Raw genomic sequence first — 20053 nt, forward strand, 5'->3', positions numbered from 1 at the left:
CCCTCTTCCGCTTGGCTCTTGCCTTGCGCCCGACGACAGTTATTAATATTAGCAACTCTTTTTTACTTTTGCAAGTCTTTTTTACGATTTATTAAAGTGACTTAGAAATTTTTTCATGCTAAAGTTGTTATATCAACGTTTAGAGGGGAGTTTTAAAAATTAAAAAATTTGATATAGCAATCATCGGTGCTGGCCCAGTCGGTCTATTTTGTGCAAATTTTGCCCACCTACATGGTTTAACATCAATTACATTTGATTCTTTAAAGGAGGTTGGTGGACAACCACAATTTTTATATCCGAATAAAAAAATTTCTGATATTCCTGTTTTTGATCAAATTACTGGCTTTGATTTAATTAGTCGCTTAAAGAAATCCGCTACTGGCAAGACCACTTTTTCATTAAACCATCGCGTTACTTCTATTGAGCAAGAAGAAGATAAATTTCTTATTGATGGTGATTTTGAGGTAAAAAGCGTCATTATTGCTACCGGAACTGGTTCATTTAAACCAAAGAAATTGCCTCTAAAAATGGATGAGGCAATTGAAAAACGCGTGCATTATTTTGTTCAAGATTTAGCTAAATACGCCGGTCAAACAGTTGCCGTTTTTGGTGGCGGTGATTCAGCTCTTGATTGGGCACTTGAACTTGCGGAGCAAAGCAACACGCAGGTCAAATTAATTCATCGCCGAAATGAATTTCGCGGTTTAGAATCTTCAATACAGCAATTGAAAAGTTTAAAAAATGTTGAAATTCTAACTCCTTATCTTCCTAAAACAATTACATTAAGGAATAATCAACTTAAGGTTGGTCTCAAACAAATGGGAGAAACAGACATCATTAAGCGCCACTTTGATCAAATTATTGTTGCCTATGGCTTTAGAGCAGATAACAGTATTGCCCGTAAGTGGGGCATTAATCTGACCAACGGCCAAATTGATGTCACGCGGGAAATGGCAACTAATATACCAGGTATTTATGCGATTGGTGATAGTGCCATTTACCCTGGTCGCGTTCCTGTAATCGGACTTGGCTTTGGCGAAGCTCAAATTGCAATTACCGCAATTATGCGCTCGCTTTTCCCAGAAAAAACCTTAACAATTCATTCAACCAGTATTTAGGAGCGACTTATGACAATAATCAATTTTATTCTTCACATTGATCACCATCTGATTGAAATAGTCAACCAGTTTGGCAACTGGACCTACCTGATTATTTTTGGCATTATTTTTATCGAAACCGGACTTGTTATTTTCCCCTTTTTACCAGGAGATTCGCTGATTTTTGCAGCAAGTTCAATGGCAGTAAACCCCAAATATCATATTAATATCTGGTTAGTTTATTTAGCAGTTTTATTAGCCGCCATTTTAGGTGATGCATGTAATTATGAAATTGGGGCACGCTCAGTTAATGCAGGAGAAAAACATTCTTGGTTTAATAAACTGATTAATCAGAAAAATCGAATGGCAGCCGAAAAATTCTTTGAGCGCCATGGTCCGATCACAATTGTTATTGGTCGTTTCATTCCATTCATTCGGACCTTTGTTCCCTTCATTTCTGGCGGAAGCAAAATGCATTATGGTAAATTTGCAATTTATAACGTAATCGGCGGAATTATCTGGAGTGGTCTTTTTACAATAATCGGTGCCTTATTTGGTAACATTCCATTCGTCAAAGAGCACTTTTCCATGTTAATTCTTGCAATTATTCTAATTTCAGTATTGCCGATTTTAATTGTTGCCCTCAAAAAACGGCTAACACAAAAAAAGGAGTTCCACTAAGGAACTCCTTTTTTAGCGCTCTAAAAGCTGATTAGCAAAATATAACTCGTAAATAATTCCTGCGACTGCAAAACATGAGGCAAAAAAGCCTTCAGTCAGCACATTAATAATTGGATCAGTAGCCGGATCAAACAGCCAAGTACTGCTACCAGCAAATAGCAAATGATGAAATACAACAAAAAAGTTATCAAAATTTGTTAGTGCAAATGGTAAAACAGCAATTGGCAATAGTAAAAATAAAAGCGCCCAAACTTTATTTAGTTTCAATGCTTTATTTTTTTGACTCCTGTTCCACAAAAAAATAAGCAGACAACATAAAAAGGCTAAAACAGCTAGAACCAACAGTTTCTTCACATCTGCAAAATGCTGTGCAGCTAATGACGAAGTTGGTAAATTACTCATCTTCAGTTTGTGCTTAAACGGCCAGATTAAGTACCACATTAACTGATTGTAGTTGTGCATAACCTGCCCGATTGACAAATTAACAGTCTTATTAGTTTTTTGCACAATTACAAAAACTAGCAATAATGGCCAGCTGGCAATAATAGCGCCCACAACACTACTAGTAACGCCAAAAATAAAGTGATAAATGATTGTCAAAATGTTACTTTTTTTGCTCATAATTTTACCTTATCCAAGCTATCGACCAAAATCGTTGGTTGCTTTTTGCCAATTAGATCAGCAGCTTGGGTAATTCCTGTGGTTACCAATAATTGGTCAACCCCACTGTTAAAGCCAGCTTTTATGTCGGTTTCATAATTATCGCCCACTAAAAGAGCGTCTTTTTTAGAACAATGAAATTTAGCCAACACTTTTTCAATAATGATTGCAGATGGTTTACCAATATATAGCGGTTCTTGACCACTGGCAACAGCAACCATTGCACACAAAGAGCCGTTTCCTGGCATTAGCCCCTGATCACTAGGCAAGTTAACATCAGCATTAGTACCAATAAACTTAGCCCCATTTTGAATTGCAGTAGCTGCAACTTGAACTTTATGATAAGTAAAATCAGTATCAAGCCCCACGACAACATAATCCGGATTGGACTCATTTAACTCGAATTCTGGATGCTTTAAAAATTCTTGTAATAAGCCAATTTGGCCAATTAAATAAACGCCAATCTTCTTGGCTTGCCAATCTTCTTGCTCCAAAATATAACTAACTGTTGCCATATTCGGCGTATAAATATGAGAAACGTCCGTTTTAACGCCATGATGAGCCAATTTGTCAACAACCATTTGAGGTGTTCTGGTAGTGTTATTGGTTAAAAAAAGACACTCTTTACCTGCTTCTTTAATTCGGTGAATAAAACGCACTCCGGACGCAATAGTGTCTTTTCCACGATAAATAGTGCCATCGAGGTCCACTAAAAATAAATGGTAATCTTTCACTTACTTGCTGCCCTTTCTTTTTTTAATTACAAAAGTATGATTATTTTTCTGTTCTTTTTTAACCGCTACTGTTTCCGGCTTTTTATAATGTGCAGGTCGGACCTTGTAACGCTTGAAAGCAACACCATTCTTTTTATTAGGTTGGCCCTTCTTACGCTTACGATATGAACTGCCCCATTTTTTCCGGTTATTATTGCGATAATGGTGCACTGGACTCAGCAATTGCAAGATAAAATAAGGACCACCAGGATTGCAATACTCCATTAAGTAGTCAGCAATCGTCTGTTCTTTTCGATCAATTGCTGTCTGTACGTTATCTTTATAAAAGCCTTTGAGACGTAAATGTTCGCTGGAAACATCCCCAACCAAAAAATCATATTGATCAAGATATGGGTCATATTTCTGGCTTAATACCTCAAGATCAAGGGCATCTTCCTTATTCACCATGACCTGGTATAACTGTTTATTAATCTTTAAACGATCGTTTTCTAACGAAACAGCAGCCAATGGATGCCGAAAAGGCTGCTTTTTCTCAAACTTATTTTCCTTGTCAGTTTTTATCTTAACTACTTCAACGGCTTTTTCCGTCATTAGGTTCACTTCCTGTTAATAGGATATTTTTTGGCCAAATAATCCCCAATTACTTCACGTAAAAATTGTGGGAATAAAAACTTATTATCACCAACTATAGCTAAAGTAGGGAAAAACGGCACTAGAACATAGTGATCTAACACCGCAATTTCATATTCCTTAGCAGGATCAATTTCTTTGCCTTTAACGTAAACTATTCTGCTTATCGGGTCAAATTTGATTCCACGGTAATGCATTTGACCAAAAATTTTGCCGCGAAAACTCATCCCCTGCAAGTGAAAATGATCGAGATAATGACGATTCTTCTCAATCTCCATGACCAAGCGCCACAAATCCTTGCCCTTTAATTTTGATCTAACAACGTGCATGGAGTGCGGTAAAGCCACTTGTAAATCATATTTGGTTAAGATGCCGCGTTTAAAAGGTTGCAGAAAGAGTCCAGTACTCAGCATTGCCAAGTCGGTTTTAGCAAAATCAGCAATGGCATCCATTGAAACATTAATTGTTGCCTCATAATCATCATTGTATTTTTCCGGTAAATTTGCCACTTGCTCACGGTTTAATATTTCCTTACCGCATTCATAATAGCCTAGAACTGTCTCAATATCGCCATTATGCTCTTTCATTAAGCTAGTTGGCTCTACATGCGGCGTTATTTTAGTCACATGGTGCTGATCATCAATCTCCATGTAAGTGTTACCAACGTAATTACCCCACTTACCGGTTTGCGTAATCCAGACACCATTTACTCTTCTGCCATGCTTTAATAAATCGTGTGTATGACCGCCGACAATTAAGTCAATCTGGGGATAATTTTTGGCCAAAAACATATCCATGTTAAGACCAACATGTGTTAATAATATGAGCACATCATACTGTCCAGCAATTTTAGGTAACACCTCATCCATTGTTTCTTTTAGCATTCTAACGTGCCAGTGGTTAGGTTCATAAGAAAGCGGATATGCGGCAGTTAGACCGATTAAGGCAATTCGGGTACCCTTTTTGGTAGTGATAATCTTATTTTGAACGGCCCAATGCGGCATTGACTCATCTTCCTCACGGAGGTTGGCTAAAATGACGGGAAATTTAGCATGATCAAATAAATGCTCAACCACCTCATGTGAGTTGGAAATTCCCTCATTATTACCAATCGTAATTGCATCATAATGAAAAGAATTCATTAATTTAATGTTAGCTTGCCCGTAAGTTGCATCCGTTAAAGGGTGGGAACGGTCCATAAAATCACCAGCATCAAACGTGAAAATTTGATCAACTGATTGATCTTTTTGAGCCTCATGAAGATACCGACCAATTTTGGGAAAGTGTTCAAAGTGTGAATGCAAATCATTAGTATGTAAAATGCGTAGTTTTTCCATTTCTCCCACTTTCTATCCAATCTGATTGGATTTTAAAATCATCTTATAAGCGTCCAAGATTTTACCCCTAGGCTTTTGCCATTCCACCCAGTCAGGATTTTTCCAATCTTCCTCATTAGTCAACGTTTCAAGCTGATAAGTTTTATTGATGTACTTTTCATAAGTAACTAATGCCTTCGTTCGTGGGATGTTCAACTGCAAAATGCGCACATTCTTGATTTTGCCCCGATCAACCGCTAATTCAGCAATCCCATTCTGATCTATATTCGAAATTTCAAAATACTTGCTATTATCATTACGAGTGATTTCTTCAATTAAATCTAATTCTTCATATTGTTGATTCATTAATTATACCTATGAAATTAAAACTGTTACATATAGCAAAAAATGTGCAACCATGCTATTGTAATAAACGATAGAGGTGTACACATGAAACGTAAAAGCCATCTAATTACGGCTCTCTTTTTTAGCTTAATCTTTTTGACAACAACTGGTTTCACTGTTGTTGGGCACCGCGGGGATCCCACTAAATACCCTGAAGAAACTATTCAGAGTGATGATTCAGCTTTCAACTCCGGCGCCGATTACGTTGAACTCGACCTTCATCTATCATCGGATGGAGAATTGGTTGTTTCGCATGATGATGATTTGTTTCGAGTTACCCATACACATGCAATTGTATCACAAAATACTTGGCGAGCACTTAGTCAATTAACATATGATAACGGTGAACATGTGCTAAGTCTAGCGGAGCTATTTGAACATTATGAAAAAAAGCCAGATACAAAATTTATTTTAGAAACAAAAATAGATCACTCAATTGATTCTTCTTATGAACTTGAAGATAAAATTGCGGCAACAATTAAAAAATATCACATGGAAAAACGGGTCATGATTCATTCATTTTCCGCCGCCAGTTTATTTCATTTTCGGGAAATTTTGCCTGATGCTTATTTAATTTTAATCGTCGGCAGTTTAAAACGAATGAACTTCAGTAATCTTCCGCAAGTTAATGCAGTCAACGTGTCATCTGATCTAATTTTAAATCACTCTTGGCTAATACATTGGTTGCACCAGCTAAACAAGCAGGTTTTTGTTTGGACAGAAATGGACGAATCGCCTGAATTGTGGCACTGGCTAATTAACAAAAACATTGATGGTGTCGTGACCAACTTTCCCAGTACCGGTTTCAAGTACAAATTGGCAAAAGAAGGAACGCATAAATACGATATCCACCGCAAGGGATTATATTTTGGCAATAAAAAAGCTGCCACAATGATGAACCCATATGTTCGAATTAAGCGTAAAAAGTTTGTTTATCCTGGACAGAAATTAGAGGTATCGTATGGTGTGCGGGCACATAACCAGCTTTATTATCAAATAGATAACCAAACCTTTATTTCCGCCGAATTTGTTACCCTGGATTTAAAGCCGCAAGATGTTGCCCCGTACCAAGATAAGCAAGTCATCGCACGACCGCAAGAAGAAGTTGCGCTTTACCGTTATCCAGAAAACCAGGCAAAAACTAAGAAGAAATTGCCCCTTAACCAGCTTTATCGCATCTATAATTTCAACGGTAGCCCTAAGAGCATGTGGCTCAAAACATCGCTAGGCTGGGTCAAGGCCCGTGATATTCTCTTTTACGGCTTTTTCGACGAAACCAGTTGGAAAAATTATCATAATTTACCGCGAATGAGCCGTTATCCTAATATTGCCTTGACGCAATATCAACCGCTACAAGCGCCAAGAGAACTTACTTTTACCCAAAAAATTAAATTAGCAGCGCAATTAAATTAACGTAGCAAAAACCCGTTACACAAATGTGTAACGGGTTTTTAGTTAAATCATTTAGTTATTTGAAGTACTCTGCTTTTTCAATAATTCATATGGCAATTCAATTTGCATATTGTCTACTTTTTCATTACTCATCAATTTGGTCAGCATTCTCATAGCTACAGCGCCAATATCATAAAGGGGTTGACGAATAGCTGTTAGAGCCGGACGAACGACAGAAGCAATTTGAGTTGCACTAGCCGTAATAATTTCCAAGTCATCTGGAACTTTCTTTCCGCCATCAATTGCTGAATTTAAAATACCGACAGCAGTAACATCGCTAGTTACGATTACACCATCAATACCATCTTGACTTAGTTGTGAGAAGAGGTTATAGCCATCGGAATGATCCTTAATGTTGCTATAAATATGACCTGCACCTAAATTATGTTCTTCTAAGAATTTTTTATAGGCTGGAATGCGGTTTTCGGCATTAACAACCGTATCTGGATCATCCAATACAAGTGCTAAGTTCTTTTTACCATCGTTATAAAGCAAGTTCAAAGCTTCAGTATCGGCTTTCTTGTAGTCAATTGCAACGGAAGGAAATTCTTTGTGGTTGTCTTTTGTTCCTGCCAAGACAACGGGTGTATCAGTCCGTTTAAAAGCCTCGACAGCTTCTTCTGGCAAACTATCAGACATGTAAATAACCCCATCAACCTGCTTATTCAATAGGCCCTGGATTGCCTGGTCTTCACGCATTAAACGATTCTCAATGCTCGTAATAATAATATTATACTTATACAAAAGGGCAATATCGTCGATTCCTTTTGAAAGTTCAGCAAAATAAAGATTGGTTAAGTCCGGTACAATCAACCCGACAGTTGTTGTTCTCTTAGAGGCTAGACCCTGCGCCACAGCATTCGGTTGGTAGTGCAGACGATTAATCACTTTCATTACCCGGTCACGCGTATCTTTACGCACGTTGGTGTTACCATTAACAACCCGTGAAACTGTAGCCATTGATACCTTGGCCTCGCGAGCAACATCATAAATTGTAATATCTTGTTTACGCATCTTATTTCCCCTATCTTATGTACTAATATAAAATTTATCATGCTTTTGTAAAAAATGCAAGCGTTTACAGCTATTCTTTCATTTTTTCAACTCAAGAACATGATATACTTTTCTTAATTACCGCTTGATACGAAAGGAAAAGTTTATGAATTTAACCAAATTGCAAGAATGGCTACAGAGTTCTAATAACGACGTAGCTTATATTTCAAATCCAACCACAATAGCCTATTTTACAGGTTATGATATGGAGCCGCATGAACGAATTTTCGCTCTTCTAGCTTTCAAGGACCAAGACCCATTCGTCTTTGTTCCTGCCCTAAATGTAGAAGAAGCCAAAAATTCTGCTTGGAATGGCAATGTTTATGGCTACCTTGATTCAGAAGATCCTTGGGCTGTAATTGCTGACAAAGTTAAGCACAGAACTACAGCATACCAAAAATGGGCGCTTGAGAAAAATAATTTGTCTGTTTCTCACTACCAATTGCTCCATCAACAATTCCCTGATGCAAACTTTGATGCCGATGTGTCTAACTTTATCGCTAAAATTCGTTTGTATAAGACGCCTGAAGAAATTAAGCAATTACAAGCTGCCGGTGAAGAAGCTGACTTTGCTTTCCAAATCGGTTTTAACGCCATTAAGACTGGCGTAACCGAAAGATACATTGCTGGTCAAATTGATTACCAGTTAAAACTGCAAAAAGGTGTTATGCACGAAAGTTTTGAAACAATCGTGCAAGCTGGTGCAAATGCTGCTAATCCTCATTTAGGCCCAACAATGAACAAAATAGTGCCTAATGAATTAGTGCTATTTGATCTTGGAACTATGCATAACGGCTATGCATCCGATTCTAGTCGGACAGTTGCTTATGGCAAACCAAGCGCAAAGGAAAAAGAAATCTACGAGATCGACCGTGAGGCACAACAAGCCGCAATCGATGCTGTTAAACCAGGGATGACAGCTTCTGAACTTGATGGCGTTGCCCGTGACGTGATTACTAAGGCCGGCTACGGCAAATACTTCATTCACCGCTTAGGTCACGGAATTGGCAAGGATGTACACGAGTACCCTTCAATTGTTCAAGGCAATGACTTAATTATTGAGGAAGGCATGTGCTTTTCGATTGAACCTGGCATTTACATCCCTGGTGTTGCAGGTGTAAGAATCGAAGACTGCGGCGTTGTCACTAAAGACGGTTACCAACCATTTACACATACTGACAAAGAGCTCAAGTACATTCCGCTCAACGATTAATTTCTCTATAATAAAAAATGCACTGGCGGAAGATTGTTCCTGCTAGTGCATTTTTTGTTAATTTAATTGTTAAGGTCTTGGTAGAGTATCATCTTTTGGCAAAACACCTGGATCTTCTTGGCTTTCAGCATTATGCAGATCATCAACTGATTTTTCCGCATTGTCTTTTTGAATTGGGTCATCATCTTCTGAATTATCAATGACAATGTCATCAAAATCCTTTAATTCAGAATCATCCTCAACATTCTTAGGGAATGATGCCAATTGATTTTTAACTACTTCTGTACCGTTATCATATTTTTTCTTCAAATTTTGAACGGTATCGTTATTCTTAACTTTTCTCTTTAATTCATCAATTTGATTATCACTAACAAGCAATGAGCCAGCCAAGAAACCTGCTGCTCCACCTACAATAGCACCTAATACAAAATCAGTAAATTTTCTCATCGTAGTAACTCCTTTTTACTAATCCTTACCTTTACGACGCCTACGACGTGCAAACATCGACGATAAAGCAGAAGACATTATTCCGTTATTGCCTTTCAGACGGAAGTTGCTGACGCGTTTTGCCATCTTACGGGAGGACGCGTTAACATCCGAAACGCTAACTCCTAAATCTGCGGCTGCCTGAACCACCGGATCTAGGGTTTTCATTTTAACGTTCACGTCAGCCAATAACACATTGGTTTTATCAAGTAAATCACCTGTTTGCTGAAGCAAGACATCAGCTTCTTTTGAAATCTGCTGTATTGATTCATTGGTACTCCTAATCATTTCTTCTGCTTGTTTTGTCGCCTTTGTGGCACGAATAAGCACAGGAATGGCAAAAAGTACTAAAATTAATAATGCAACCGCAGCAATTATACCTGCTAATGCACCATAAGACATTATCATCTTCAACCTCCAATTCTATACCTAAAAAAAGTCTAGCATGAAAATGCTTCAATCTCAATCTATATGTAATATTTTGCTATAGTTAATATGCATATAAGAAAGGCGGGAACCATGAAACAAGCGTTTCAAATCAACCAAAAAGTTTTAAAAATCAATTGGGATCAAATTGGCGAGCAATTAATCTCAGTTGTGTGGCAATTAGCAATATCATCTTTGATATTCTATTTAATTAATCAATTTGGCAAAAAAATTATTAATCATTATTTAAACCATAGCAAGCGCCCACAAACCAAGCGATCGAAAACAGTTGCGGCTTTAATTAATAGTATTTTTTCTTATACAGTTATCTTCTTTTATTTATTTGCTGTTTTATCAATATTGGGTATTCCAATTGGGACTTTGCTAGCTAGTGCCGGTATCTTTTCTCTTGCTTTAGGCATGGGAGCTCAGGGCTTTGTCAGTGATTTAGTTAACGGCTTTTTCATTTTAAGTGAAGATCAATTTGATGTTGGTGACATTGTCCAGATTAATAATCAAACTGGAGTGGTTGTTCAGCTAGGATTACGGACAACCAGACTAAAAGGAACAGATGGTTCGATTATCTACATCCCTAACCGCAATATCTCAATCGTCCAAAATCTCGCCCACGGCGGTATTGGTCTTGATATTGAATTGCAGTTAAAAGTTTCCAACGACTTTAACAAGGTTCATCAACTCATTGAACAAGTAAATAATGACATAAACTTAGGTAAAAATGTCCTTGTCCAAGGTCCCAATATTATCGGGATTACCGCACAGACAGCTCAAACAGCTACATATGTCATTCATTTTCAAGTCGAACCAGGGCATGAAAAAGCTGTTCAAGATCAATATTTGACGCATTACTTAAAAACGCTGCAAGCAAATGGCATTTTATTAGCACAATAATGAAAAAGGTTAGTCCCATATTAGGATTAACCTTTTTTTAAAATTGCGCTAGCCAGGCAGGAAAAGCAGCCAATAATTTTTGAATTGCCCTGCCACGGTGTGACAAACTATTTTTTTCTTCAACCGTCATTTCAGCAAAGGTTTTGCCTTTTTCCGGAACATAAAACAAAGGATCATAGCCAAAGCCATCTTCTCCTCGAGGAGCCGCCAGAATAAGGCCACTACACTGACCCGAAACGACTAGATCCTGAGCAAAATTGCCCGGCATCGAAGCCACAATCGTGGTATTAAAACGTGCTGTCCTTTTTTCAGGTTTTACCCCACCAAGTTCTACCAACAATTTAGCATTATTTTTGCTGTCATTATGCTCCTCTCCGGCAAACCGAGCGGACCGAACTCCGGGCGCCCCATCAAGAGCATCCACCATTAATCCTGAATCATCAGCAATAGTCACCATTTGACTGTATTCAGCCAGAGCATGCGCCTTTAATTTAGCATTTTGCTCAAAGGTTGTTCCATATTCTTCAACAATTGGCGCATAGGCCAAATCTTTGTTAGTTTTGATAGCAACATCTATTTTGGCTTTTTTAAAAGCCTCTTTTAATTCCTTAACCTTGCCATAATTGGTCGTAGCAAACAAAATTTCTTTCATAACTTGCCTTTTCTTTTTTATAAATGATGAGCGGTAAAATTAGCGACATTGAGCACTATTTTGCCCAATTTTTCTACTAACTCAACTTCACCAGTTGTGTAATATTCATGTTGAGCAGCTTGGGTACTGGCACCCAACAGCCCTTTTCGCTTCATCAATTCAAAGGTACTTTCCGCTACCTGATCTGCAGGATCGACTACCTGAACCCCAGTCGGCAGACACTGAACGAACTCATCACGAATAATTGGATAATGCGTGCAACCTAAAATCAAGGTATCAAATGTGCTATTTTCAAGTGGCTTTAGGGTTTGCTGCAAGGCTGACAAATAGTTTGATCTGCCAGCATTTTTTTCAATCAAAGGCACTAATTGTGGTGCCGCAAGCTCTGTCACCTGAACTTTAGGATCGCGCGCATTAATTTCTGTTTGGTAAGCATGGAGTGCCACTGTCATTTGCGTGGCAACTACTGCAACCCGATTAGTTTGAGTTGCGCGAATTGCCGCACTGCTTCCAGATTGAATCACGCCGATAATTGGAACAGTTATTTCTTTTTGGATGATATCCATTGCGACTGCCGTGGCAGTATTGCAAGCAAAAATAATCAACTTAACATTTTTACTTAATAAAAAATTGACACTGTTTCTAGTCAGTTCGACTATTTCTTCTTTCATCTTATCACCATATGGGATATGGGCATTATCACCGATAAAAACAGTTGATTCGCCTGGCATTTCTTGAATGATTTTTTTGACAACAGTTAAACCACCAACGCCAGAATCTAACAGGCCGATTGGCCGATTATCCATAATATAAATCCCCTCAATTTTTTCTATTTCTCTCAATTTTACGGTAAAATAAAAGAAAATAAAAGGGATGAAATTCTTTATGCAAGACAACAAGCAACAAAGCGAACACGTGTATTTTGTTAATCAGTTATACCGCGACTTTCTTTTACCCACCATTTTAGGTGAAGACAATGATGCAATCTTATATTGGGGTGGCAAAAAAATTGCCCGCAAATATGATTTGTCGTCTTTTGACGACGTAGTCAGTTTTTTTGCTACCACTGAATTTGGCGATTTAACAAGAGTAAAGCAGCGGCGAACTGAGACCGTTTTTGAATTAAGCGGCCAAAGTGTAACCGATCGCTTGAACAGCGATAGTCATGAGTTTTCTCTAGAAGCCGGAATTTTAGCAGAAGCAGTCCAAAAAGAAACTGGTCGGACTACAGAGTGCGAACTAAAGATTGATGATAAAAGGAAAATCGTTCAAATAGCAGCCAAATTTGACTAAGTTTAAAAGCTTTTTAATTGAGTTTTTGCCCATTTTTGCAATATGATTAAAGTGAGAATGGAGGAAATAAAGATGCTAAAAGAGTTTAAACAATTTATTGAACGTGGAAATGTAATCGACTTGGCTGTTGGTGTTATCATCGGCGGAGCTTTTACTAATATTGTAAATTCATTGGTAACAAACTTAATTAACCCATTAATTGGTCTATTTATTGGCAAAATTGATTTATCAAATTTAGTAGTCAAGGTTGGCGGCGCAACCTTTAGATATGGTTCATTTATTAACACTGTGATTAACTTTTTAATTATTGCATTCATTGTTTTCTTACTTGTGAAGGCTGTCAATAAAGTAACCAAACCGCAACCGGCTCCAGCTCAGCCATCTGCTGAAGATTACTTAAAAGATATTCGGGATTTGCTCCAAGCAAAAAATAACTAAAAAAATAAGGCTCTCTCTTCTGAGAAAGCCTCTTTTTTTTGCGTTTAATCAGTATATTGATTGAGAATTTGATCAAGCTTGGCCTTTGGGGTATAGCCAGTTATCCGGTCAACAATTTCCCCATTTTTCTTAATGAGTAAAGTTGGGATAGCCATAATGCCAAGAGAACTTGGTGTTTCTTTATTTTGATCAATATCCATCTTCGTAAACTTAACATCTTGCCGTTCTTCAGCCAATTCATCGACAACAGGCGATTGCATCTTGCAAGGACCACACCAAGTTGCCCAAAAATCTGTTAGCACAACGCCATCTTTTGTTTCTTCTTCAAAGTTCTGATCTGTTAGTTCATCAACCATGAATATACCTCCCTATATATAATGCAATATTTCTTATCTTATAAAATTCATTATAGCAAGCCGACTTACTTTTTACAAGTAAGCTGTTTTATTTCAAATGGACAATAGTTGCACCGTTACCACCCTCGTTAGCAGGAGCATAATTAAAGCTTTTTACGTGACTACTCGAACGCAAATATTGCCACACACCTTTTCTGATTGCACCTGTTCCAATTCCGTGAATGATTGAGACGACATCAAGGCCAGCAAGCAAAACAGAATCAATATACCGATCAAGGTTGGTCATTGCCTCATCATAACGCTGTCCACGTAAATCAAGTTCGCTACGGGCGTTACTTCGCCGGTTGGAACTAACAGCACGGACGGTTTTCTTAGTTTGCTGCTTTTGCTGATTTATCTTTTCAACATCACGATCACTCACTTTTACTTTGATAATGCCCATCTGGACTTCATATTGATGCTCAGATAGTTTTTTAGTGATTGTTCCTGTTTGATTGTAAGATAAAACTTTAACCTGGTCGCCCACCTTGACGTGATGCCGTCTTTTTTCTTTTTGCAGGACGCGATTATGAGCTAGGTTTTCATTTTGCTTTTCAAGCTGCGTTAACTTTCCCTTCGCATCAATCAGTTCGTTTTGCTTAACATTATTCGGCTGCTTTTGCAGCTGTTCAATGATTTTTTCGGCTTTCTTTCGGCTTTTGGCAACAACTTCATTGGCCCGTTCCTGAGCAAATTCTAACTGCTTTTGCACACGCTGATTATACCAATCAAGTGCTTGCTGCAATTTTACTTCAAGTTTTCTACTCCGATCAAGGCTGGTTTCTAAATGCCGGCGTGCAGTTGACGCCTTTTTAGTCTGTTTGGCTAGTTCGGCAATCATTTGGTTAATATCTGCATTATCATCAGACATCAGACCTTCCGCATTTTTTACAACATCTTCACGCATTCCTAAGCGCCGTGCAATTGCAAAGGCGTTACTGTGCCCAGGAATACCGATTTGCAGGCGATAAGTTGGTGATAAAGTTTTTAAATCAAATTCCATTGAAGCATTTATTGCTTTGGGGCGGTTGTAGCCATACAGTTTTAACTCAGGGTAATGAGTGGTAACAATTATCTTAGCTTGCTTTTTTCGCAAGAAATCCAAGATACTAATTGCCAAACTTGCCCCTTCCTCGGGATCAGTTCCAGCTCCAATCTCATCGATTAGAACTAAAGTTTGCTCATCAACATTTTTCATTATTTTAATGATGCCATTAATATGCGAAGAAAAAGTACTAAGCGATTGTTCGATTGACTGTTCATCACCAATATCGGCACAAATATCCTTGAAAACGCCAGCCTTACTATTTTCAGCAACAGGAATGAATAGTCCTGCTTGCACCATTAATTGCAAAATGCCCACGGTCTTTAACGTAATTGTCTTACCACCGGTATTCGGACCAGTAATCAGCATTGTGTCAAAATCTTCACCCAAACGAATATCATTAGCAACTACTTTTTTGGGATCAATTAACGGATGTCGCGCCTGCAAAAAAACAAGCGAATGATCTTCAGTTAGTTGAGGCTCTGTCGCCTTCAGTTCACGTGCTAATTTTGCTTTAGCCTGAATAAAGTCTAACGCAGTTAATGCAGCAGCAATCTGCTCAATCGAATCAACTTCTTGCCGTGCCTGCGAAGAAAGAGAATGTAAAATTCGCTGAATTTCCCTGCGTTCCTGAGCTAACAGGTTTTGCACCCGATTATTTAAATTAAGGACGCTGCTAGGCTCGATAAACAGGGTTTGCCCGCTGGCACTCTGATCATGGACTACACCGCCAAATTTATTGCGGTATTCTTGTCTAACCGGAATAACGTAACGTTCATCCCTAATGGTAACAATTTGCTCAGACAAATATTTACTGCTATTTCCCTTAAGATAGCCGTCCATGCGCTTTTTGATTTCTTCATCGTTTGCTTTTAATTCTCGCCGTAATTGTGCCAACTCGCTTGACGCGGTATCGAGTACTTCACCATCAAAAGTTAGCGACTTTTTTAACTGATTAAAAAAGTCTTCTGGAACATTTAAATCTTCCAGAATAGTTTCAATTGCAGTCAGATCAAGCTCTTCATCATCAATGTCTTCTAAAAAGTCATTGACATCATTAGCCAAAGTTAAAACCAGCAGTAAATTACCAAGCTCAGCCGCATTTAAATTAGCATTAATCCGCAGTCGTTTCGTACTTGGCTTCACATCCATAAAGTCCGTTAAGGGTAGTTGCCCCTTGATGCGCAGCATATTGGCGCCAGTTAATGTCTGCTTTAAAGCTTGTTGTACCCACGAAAATTTGCTACTAGGTACCAAATTAGCCGCCTGCCTTTTTGCCGGGGCGGTAATTGCCATTTCCTGCAAGCGATCCGTAATCTTTGCAAATTCTAATGTTTCTAATATTTTGTCATTCATTTTCTTCAAAAAATTTCTATTAATAAAAAAGGCTGGCTAAGCCAGTCTTTTTTGTTTATTCACCACTTAAGCGATCATCATCCAAGAAGGTATTTAAAACTCCTTGAACCATGTTCCATTCATCGTCTGCCTCAATTTCGTGCAAATCACTGCTGGTTACATCGCCTGCATCGTCTGCATCATAACTAAAAGCAAGAACCTCAATTTCTTCATCCTCACCAGCTGAAGCAGGATAAAGCAAAACGTACGACTTATCATAGTCATCTGAATGAAATGTGAATAAAATTTCGTATAATTCTTCATTACCTTGATCATCAACTAAGGTAATTTGACGGTCATCACCGTGAACTTCTTGTGTCATATTAATCCTTTCGGTTTAAGTCTAAATAATTCTGCAAAATCAAAACCGCGGCCATTTGGTCGATTACTTTCTTACGCTTGTGCCGATCATGAATTCCGGCTTCTTCGACCAAAACACGACTTGATTCAACTGTCGTTAATCGTTCATCAGAATAATAAACGGGCAATCCGAATTTATCTTTCAGCCTTTTACCGTATGCCTTACTGCGAGCAACAGATGCTCCAGATGAGCCATCCATATTTTTGGGCAAACCCAAGACAAAACCATCTGGATCGTATTCACGGACAATTTTTTTCAGTGGGCGCATGCCAAAATTAAATCGTGTTTCATCAATTGGAATTGTTGTGACCTTTTGGGCGGTTATGCCTAGCTCATCGCTAACAGCCACACCAACAGTTTTTGATCCAACATCTAAACCAAGCAGTCTCATCTATTTGTTTTTTCCAAGATAACTTTTAACAAGCTCTTCAATAATTTCATCACGTTCGTGCTTTAAAATCAAATTACGAGCGTCATTATGCCGTGGAATATAAGCCGGATCACCAGACAATAAGTAACCAACAATCTGATTAACGGGATTATACCCTTTTTCTTCAAGGGCATTGTAAACATCTTGCAGAGTATCATAAACATTTTTGCCTTTATTTTCATTAAAGTCAAAATGCATTGTCTTATCTAGCGAACTCATAATTATTCCTCCTTGCTTAATTTTACTTGAAAAGCAGGATAAACTCAATTATTTATTATTTGAAACTAGTGTGAGAACTTGCTTAATCGCCTCGTCAAGACACTCAGGTTTTTTACCACCAGCTTGAGCCATGTTTGGACGGCCACCGCCGCCACCACCGAAGATTGGGGCAACTTGTTTAATTAAATCGCCAGCCTTTAAACCGTGATCAAGAGCTTTTTGATTCAAGCTAATAATCATGTTTGCTTTGCCATCTTTTCCAGCAGCTAAAACTAAGACATCTGACTTATTACCGCTCTTCCACGTATCTGCAAGTTCACGTAAGTCATTCATGCCGTTAACATCAGCTTTTTGAGCGATAACCGTTAAGTCACCGGCTTGTTCAACGTTATTAAAAATTGCTCCGGCTTTAATCTGATTAATCTTAGAATTAAGTTCTTCTACTTGCTTTTGACTATCATGCAAGTCTTGTTCTAGACTGTCAACCTTATCCAAAATATCTTGCGGTTTAGTCGATTTTACTTTAGCTTGAATCTCATCCAGTAATTCTGAACGGTTAGCTAAGTATTCATAAGCCTTCTTCGACATTACAGCTTCAATTCGTCTTAAGCCGGCTCCGATAGCTGATTCCGAGGTAATCTTAAAAATACCGATTTGGTTGGTATTAGCACAGTGCGTTCCCCCACAAAATTCAATGGAGAAATCACTAACTTGAACTACCCGAACCTGATCGCCATATTTGCCATCAAACAAAGCCAAAGCGCCCATTTCTTTTCCGCTTTCGGGATCAGTAATAGTCGTTTTAACATCAATTGCTTCCCAAATCTTTTGGTTAACCATGTTTTCAACTGACTTAAGTTCTTTAGGAGTCATTGGCTCAACGGCAGTAAAGTCAAAGCGGAGAAAATCTGGTTCAACTAAACTTCCTGCTTGGTGGGTATGTTCACCGAGCACACTCCGTAAAGCGGCGTGTAGCAAGTGCGTTGCGGTATGTGAATGACGCAGGCCTTCACGACGGACGCGGTCAATCTTTAAGGTATATTCTTGTCCTTTTTCCAGTGGCAAAATAACATCAACAAAGTGCATGTTTTGGTCGTTTGGTGCATGTTGCACGTCTGTTACTTTAGCTACCAAATCACCATCATGGTTGTAGATATCACCGTGATCAGCCACTTGGCCACCGCGTTCAGCGTAAAATGGGGTCTTGTCAAAAATTAACGTAGCCTGCTCGCCATCGGCTTTATCAACTAACTTATCATCAACAATAATGTCGATTAGCTTAGCGTGCTTTTCTTCATAGACACCATATTCAAACTCTGACTTATCCTTTAAGTTCATCAGGGTTTCATCTTGTGCACCCATGGATTGCAGATTACCACGAGCCTTACGGGCACGATCTTTTTGTGCCTTCATTTCTGCATCAAAGCCCTTTTTATCAACTTTTAAGCCTGCATCTTGAGCGGTCTCAAAGGTTAATTCATACGGAAAGCCGTAAGTATCAAAGAGCTTGAACGCATCCTTACCCGCAATTGTTTTATCATGATCCTTTTTCGCAGCTTGAATTAAATTGTCTAATAAGCTCAAGCCGGAATCAAGCGTCAATTGAAATCTTTCTTCCTCGTTCTTGATTACCTTAGCGATAAAGCTCTTCTGGTCTGTGACTTCAGGGTAATGGCTTTCCATAATCTTGCCGACTACTGGAACCAATTTATACAAAAATGCGCCTTTAATTCCTAACCGTTGACCATTTAAATCTGCCCGTCTGATTAACCGCCGTAAAACATAGCCACGTCCTGTGTTGGAAGGCAAAGCGCCATCGGCAATTGCGAAACTAACTGTTCTTACGTGATCAGCAATGATTTTAAAAGCAGTTGTATCTGCCTTATTTTCGCCATACTTCTTATTGGCAGTCATTTTTTCTGTTTCATGGATAATTGGTAAGAAGAGGTCTGTTTCAAAATTGGTTGGAGCATCTTGCAAAATTGACAAGACACGCTCTAATCCCATACCGGTATCAATATTCTTATGGGGCTGATCAACATATTGACCATTTGCCAAGTGGTTGTATTGTGAGAAAACAATGTTCCAAATTTCAAGGTAACGCGCGTTTTCCCCACCAGGGAAGTTTTCAGGATCATCTTCGGCCACATCATTATTTTCTTGCCCACGATCATAAAAAATTTCGGAATCGGGACCACAAGGACCTTCCCCAATATCCCAAAAGTTTTCTTCAAGTTTGACAATATGATCTTCCGGCATTCCGACTTCAAGCCAAATCTTTTGGGCTTCGGTATCCTTAGGATAAACGGTACAGTATAATTTTTGCGGATCAAAATCAAGCCAATCAGGACTGGTCAAAAATTCCCAAGCCCAAGTAATTGCTTCTTTTTTAAAGTAATCACCTACAGAAAAGTTGCCAAGCATTTCAAAGAAAGTTTGGTGTCGCGCCGTTTTACCGACATTTTCAATATCATTTGTCCGGATTGATTTTTGCGAACTTGTGATTCTGTGATTCTTCGGCACAACGGAACCGTCAAAATATTTCTTCATTGTCGCCACACCAGAGTTAATCCAAAGAAGAGTTGGATCATCTTGTGGAATTAGTGACTGACTAGGCAAGACCATGTGACCATGCTGTTTAAAGAAGTCTAAAAACATTTGTCTAAATTCAGAACTTGTCAGTTTCTTCATTAATTTTCTCCCTTTTGTCAAAATAAAAAACACCATTGCTATCTTTAAGGACGCCTAAAACGCGGTACCACC

23 protein-coding genes are annotated in these 20053 nt (G+C 38.5%); 7 read left to right on the forward strand and 16 right to left on the reverse strand.

Translation table 11 applies throughout. The features are described 5' to 3' along the window. The first annotated feature begins 182 nt into the window (after positions 1 to 182). Together J3U73_RS10285 and J3U73_RS10290 are read left to right on the forward strand one after the other, a co-directional pair. Positions 183 to 1118 carry an NAD(P)/FAD-dependent oxidoreductase gene (locus J3U73_RS10285; protein ID WP_323848381.1) on the forward strand — a complete coding sequence of 312 codons (936 nt, stop codon included), beginning with the start codon at positions 183 to 185 and terminating at the stop codon, positions 1116 to 1118. A 9-nt stretch (positions 1119 to 1127) separates the two neighbouring features. Next, positions 1128 to 1778 carry a VTT domain-containing protein gene (locus J3U73_RS10290; RefSeq protein ID WP_267410382.1) on the forward strand — a complete coding sequence of 217 codons (651 nt, stop codon included), beginning with the start codon at positions 1128 to 1130 and terminating at the stop codon, positions 1776 to 1778. A 12-nt stretch (positions 1779 to 1790) separates the two neighbouring features. Here the strand turns inward: J3U73_RS10290 and J3U73_RS10295 are convergent, their stop codons facing one another. Genes J3U73_RS10295 through J3U73_RS10315 form a run of 5 tightly spaced genes read right to left on the reverse strand, consistent with a single transcriptional unit; the run spans position 1791 to position 5484 of the window. Next, positions 1791 to 2399: a TIGR01906 family membrane protein gene (locus J3U73_RS10295; RefSeq protein WP_220220805.1), complete on the reverse strand. Its 609-nt coding sequence runs from the start codon at positions 2397 to 2399 to the stop codon at positions 1791 to 1793. Continuing rightward, the gene (locus tag J3U73_RS10300) at positions 2396 to 3172 is read right to left on the reverse strand and encodes a TIGR01457 family HAD-type hydrolase (RefSeq protein ID WP_267410383.1); all 777 of its coding nucleotides are present in this window, start codon (positions 3170 to 3172) and stop codon (positions 2396 to 2398) included. The genes J3U73_RS10295 and J3U73_RS10300 overlap by 4 nt, the downstream gene beginning before the upstream one ends. After that, positions 3173 to 3763 (reverse strand): YutD family protein, encoded by a 591-nt coding sequence (locus tag J3U73_RS10305; RefSeq protein WP_267410384.1) that lies wholly within the window; start codon positions 3761 to 3763, stop codon positions 3173 to 3175. Between the two features lie 5 nt (positions 3764 to 3768). Next, entirely contained in the window at positions 3769 to 5139 is a 1371-nt protein-coding gene (locus J3U73_RS10310; protein WP_267410385.1) for a bifunctional metallophosphatase/5'-nucleotidase, read from the reverse strand. A gap of 12 nt (positions 5140 to 5151) precedes the next feature. Beyond that, complete coding sequence (locus J3U73_RS10315; protein ID WP_220269241.1) at positions 5152 to 5484, reverse strand: hypothetical protein; 333 nt, start codon at positions 5482 to 5484, stop codon at positions 5152 to 5154. 84 nt (positions 5485 to 5568) lie between these two features. Here J3U73_RS10315 and J3U73_RS10320 point away from each other — a divergent pair, with 84 nt between their 5' ends. Beyond that, positions 5569 to 6936: a glycerophosphodiester phosphodiesterase gene (locus J3U73_RS10320; RefSeq protein WP_267410386.1), complete on the forward strand. Its 1368-nt coding sequence runs from the start codon at positions 5569 to 5571 to the stop codon at positions 6934 to 6936. Between the two features lie 51 nt (positions 6937 to 6987). Here J3U73_RS10320 and J3U73_RS10325 read toward each other — a convergent pair whose 3' ends face one another. Beyond that, positions 6988 to 7989 carry a substrate-binding domain-containing protein gene (locus J3U73_RS10325; protein WP_220269239.1) on the reverse strand — a complete coding sequence of 334 codons (1002 nt, stop codon included), beginning with the start codon at positions 7987 to 7989 and terminating at the stop codon, positions 6988 to 6990. A gap of 145 nt (positions 7990 to 8134) precedes the next feature. Here J3U73_RS10325 and J3U73_RS10330 point away from each other — a divergent pair, with 145 nt between their 5' ends. Further along, the gene (locus J3U73_RS10330) at positions 8135 to 9241 is read left to right on the forward strand and encodes an aminopeptidase P family protein (RefSeq protein ID WP_267393868.1); all 1107 of its coding nucleotides are present in this window, start codon (positions 8135 to 8137) and stop codon (positions 9239 to 9241) included. A 69-nt stretch (positions 9242 to 9310) separates the two neighbouring features. On the opposite strand, the gene J3U73_RS10335 is transcribed toward J3U73_RS10330, so the two are convergent. Continuing rightward, entirely contained in the window at positions 9311 to 9688 is a 378-nt protein-coding gene (locus tag J3U73_RS10335; RefSeq protein ID WP_220269237.1) for a DUF1269 domain-containing protein, read from the reverse strand. An 18-nt stretch (positions 9689 to 9706) separates the two neighbouring features. Next, positions 9707 to 10135 carry a DUF948 domain-containing protein gene (locus J3U73_RS10340; protein WP_220269236.1) on the reverse strand — a complete coding sequence of 143 codons (429 nt, stop codon included), beginning with the start codon at positions 10133 to 10135 and terminating at the stop codon, positions 9707 to 9709. A 111-nt stretch (positions 10136 to 10246) separates the two neighbouring features. Here J3U73_RS10340 and J3U73_RS10345 point away from each other — a divergent pair, with 111 nt between their 5' ends. Continuing rightward, entirely contained in the window at positions 10247 to 11062 is an 816-nt protein-coding gene (locus tag J3U73_RS10345) for a mechanosensitive ion channel family protein (protein WP_220269235.1), read from the forward strand. 37 nt (positions 11063 to 11099) lie between these two features. On the opposite strand, the gene J3U73_RS10350 is transcribed toward J3U73_RS10345, so the two are convergent. Next, entirely contained in the window at positions 11100 to 11714 is a 615-nt protein-coding gene (locus tag J3U73_RS10350; RefSeq protein ID WP_267410387.1) for an XTP/dITP diphosphatase, read from the reverse strand. A gap of 17 nt (positions 11715 to 11731) precedes the next feature. Next, positions 11732 to 12520: a glutamate racemase gene (murI, locus tag J3U73_RS10355; protein ID WP_267410388.1), complete on the reverse strand. Its 789-nt coding sequence runs from the start codon at positions 12518 to 12520 to the stop codon at positions 11732 to 11734. Between the two features lie 67 nt (positions 12521 to 12587). Between murI and J3U73_RS10360 the strand changes: the two genes are divergently transcribed. Both J3U73_RS10360 and mscL read left to right on the forward strand, forming a co-directional pair. After that, positions 12588 to 13007 (forward strand): YslB family protein, encoded by a 420-nt coding sequence (locus J3U73_RS10360; RefSeq protein WP_220269232.1) that lies wholly within the window; start codon positions 12588 to 12590, stop codon positions 13005 to 13007. 72 nt (positions 13008 to 13079) lie between these two features. Further along, positions 13080 to 13445: a large-conductance mechanosensitive channel protein MscL gene (gene mscL, locus J3U73_RS10365; protein WP_103753061.1), complete on the forward strand. Its 366-nt coding sequence runs from the start codon at positions 13080 to 13082 to the stop codon at positions 13443 to 13445. A gap of 44 nt (positions 13446 to 13489) precedes the next feature. Here mscL and trxA read toward each other — a convergent pair whose 3' ends face one another. The 6 genes from trxA to alaS form a co-directional block, all read right to left on the reverse strand. Then, positions 13490 to 13801, reverse strand: coding sequence for a thioredoxin (gene trxA, locus J3U73_RS10370; RefSeq protein ID WP_220220797.1), 312 nt, complete (start codon positions 13799 to 13801; stop codon positions 13490 to 13492). A gap of 88 nt (positions 13802 to 13889) precedes the next feature. Beyond that, complete coding sequence (locus tag J3U73_RS10375; protein WP_267410390.1) at positions 13890 to 16241, reverse strand: endonuclease MutS2; 2352 nt, start codon at positions 16239 to 16241, stop codon at positions 13890 to 13892. A gap of 55 nt (positions 16242 to 16296) precedes the next feature. Then, positions 16297 to 16602 (reverse strand): DUF1292 domain-containing protein, encoded by a 306-nt coding sequence (locus tag J3U73_RS10380; RefSeq protein ID WP_103753064.1) that lies wholly within the window; start codon positions 16600 to 16602, stop codon positions 16297 to 16299. A gap of 1 nt (position 16603) precedes the next feature. Next, positions 16604 to 17032: a Holliday junction resolvase RuvX gene (gene ruvX / locus J3U73_RS10385; RefSeq protein ID WP_103753065.1), complete on the reverse strand. Its 429-nt coding sequence runs from the start codon at positions 17030 to 17032 to the stop codon at positions 16604 to 16606. Next, the gene (locus J3U73_RS10390) at positions 17033 to 17290 is read right to left on the reverse strand and encodes an IreB family regulatory phosphoprotein (protein ID WP_103753066.1); all 258 of its coding nucleotides are present in this window, start codon (positions 17288 to 17290) and stop codon (positions 17033 to 17035) included. It abuts the gene before it with no gap. 48 nt (positions 17291 to 17338) lie between these two features. Next, positions 17339 to 19981: an alanine--tRNA ligase gene (alaS, locus tag J3U73_RS10395; protein ID WP_267410391.1), complete on the reverse strand. Its 2643-nt coding sequence runs from the start codon at positions 19979 to 19981 to the stop codon at positions 17339 to 17341. Between the last annotated feature and the right edge of the window lie 72 nt (positions 19982 to 20053).

Source organism: Lactobacillus sp. B4005 (assembly GCF_026536045.1).
Taxonomy (GTDB): Bacteria; Bacillota; Bacilli; order Lactobacillales; family Lactobacillaceae; genus Lactobacillus; species Lactobacillus panisapium.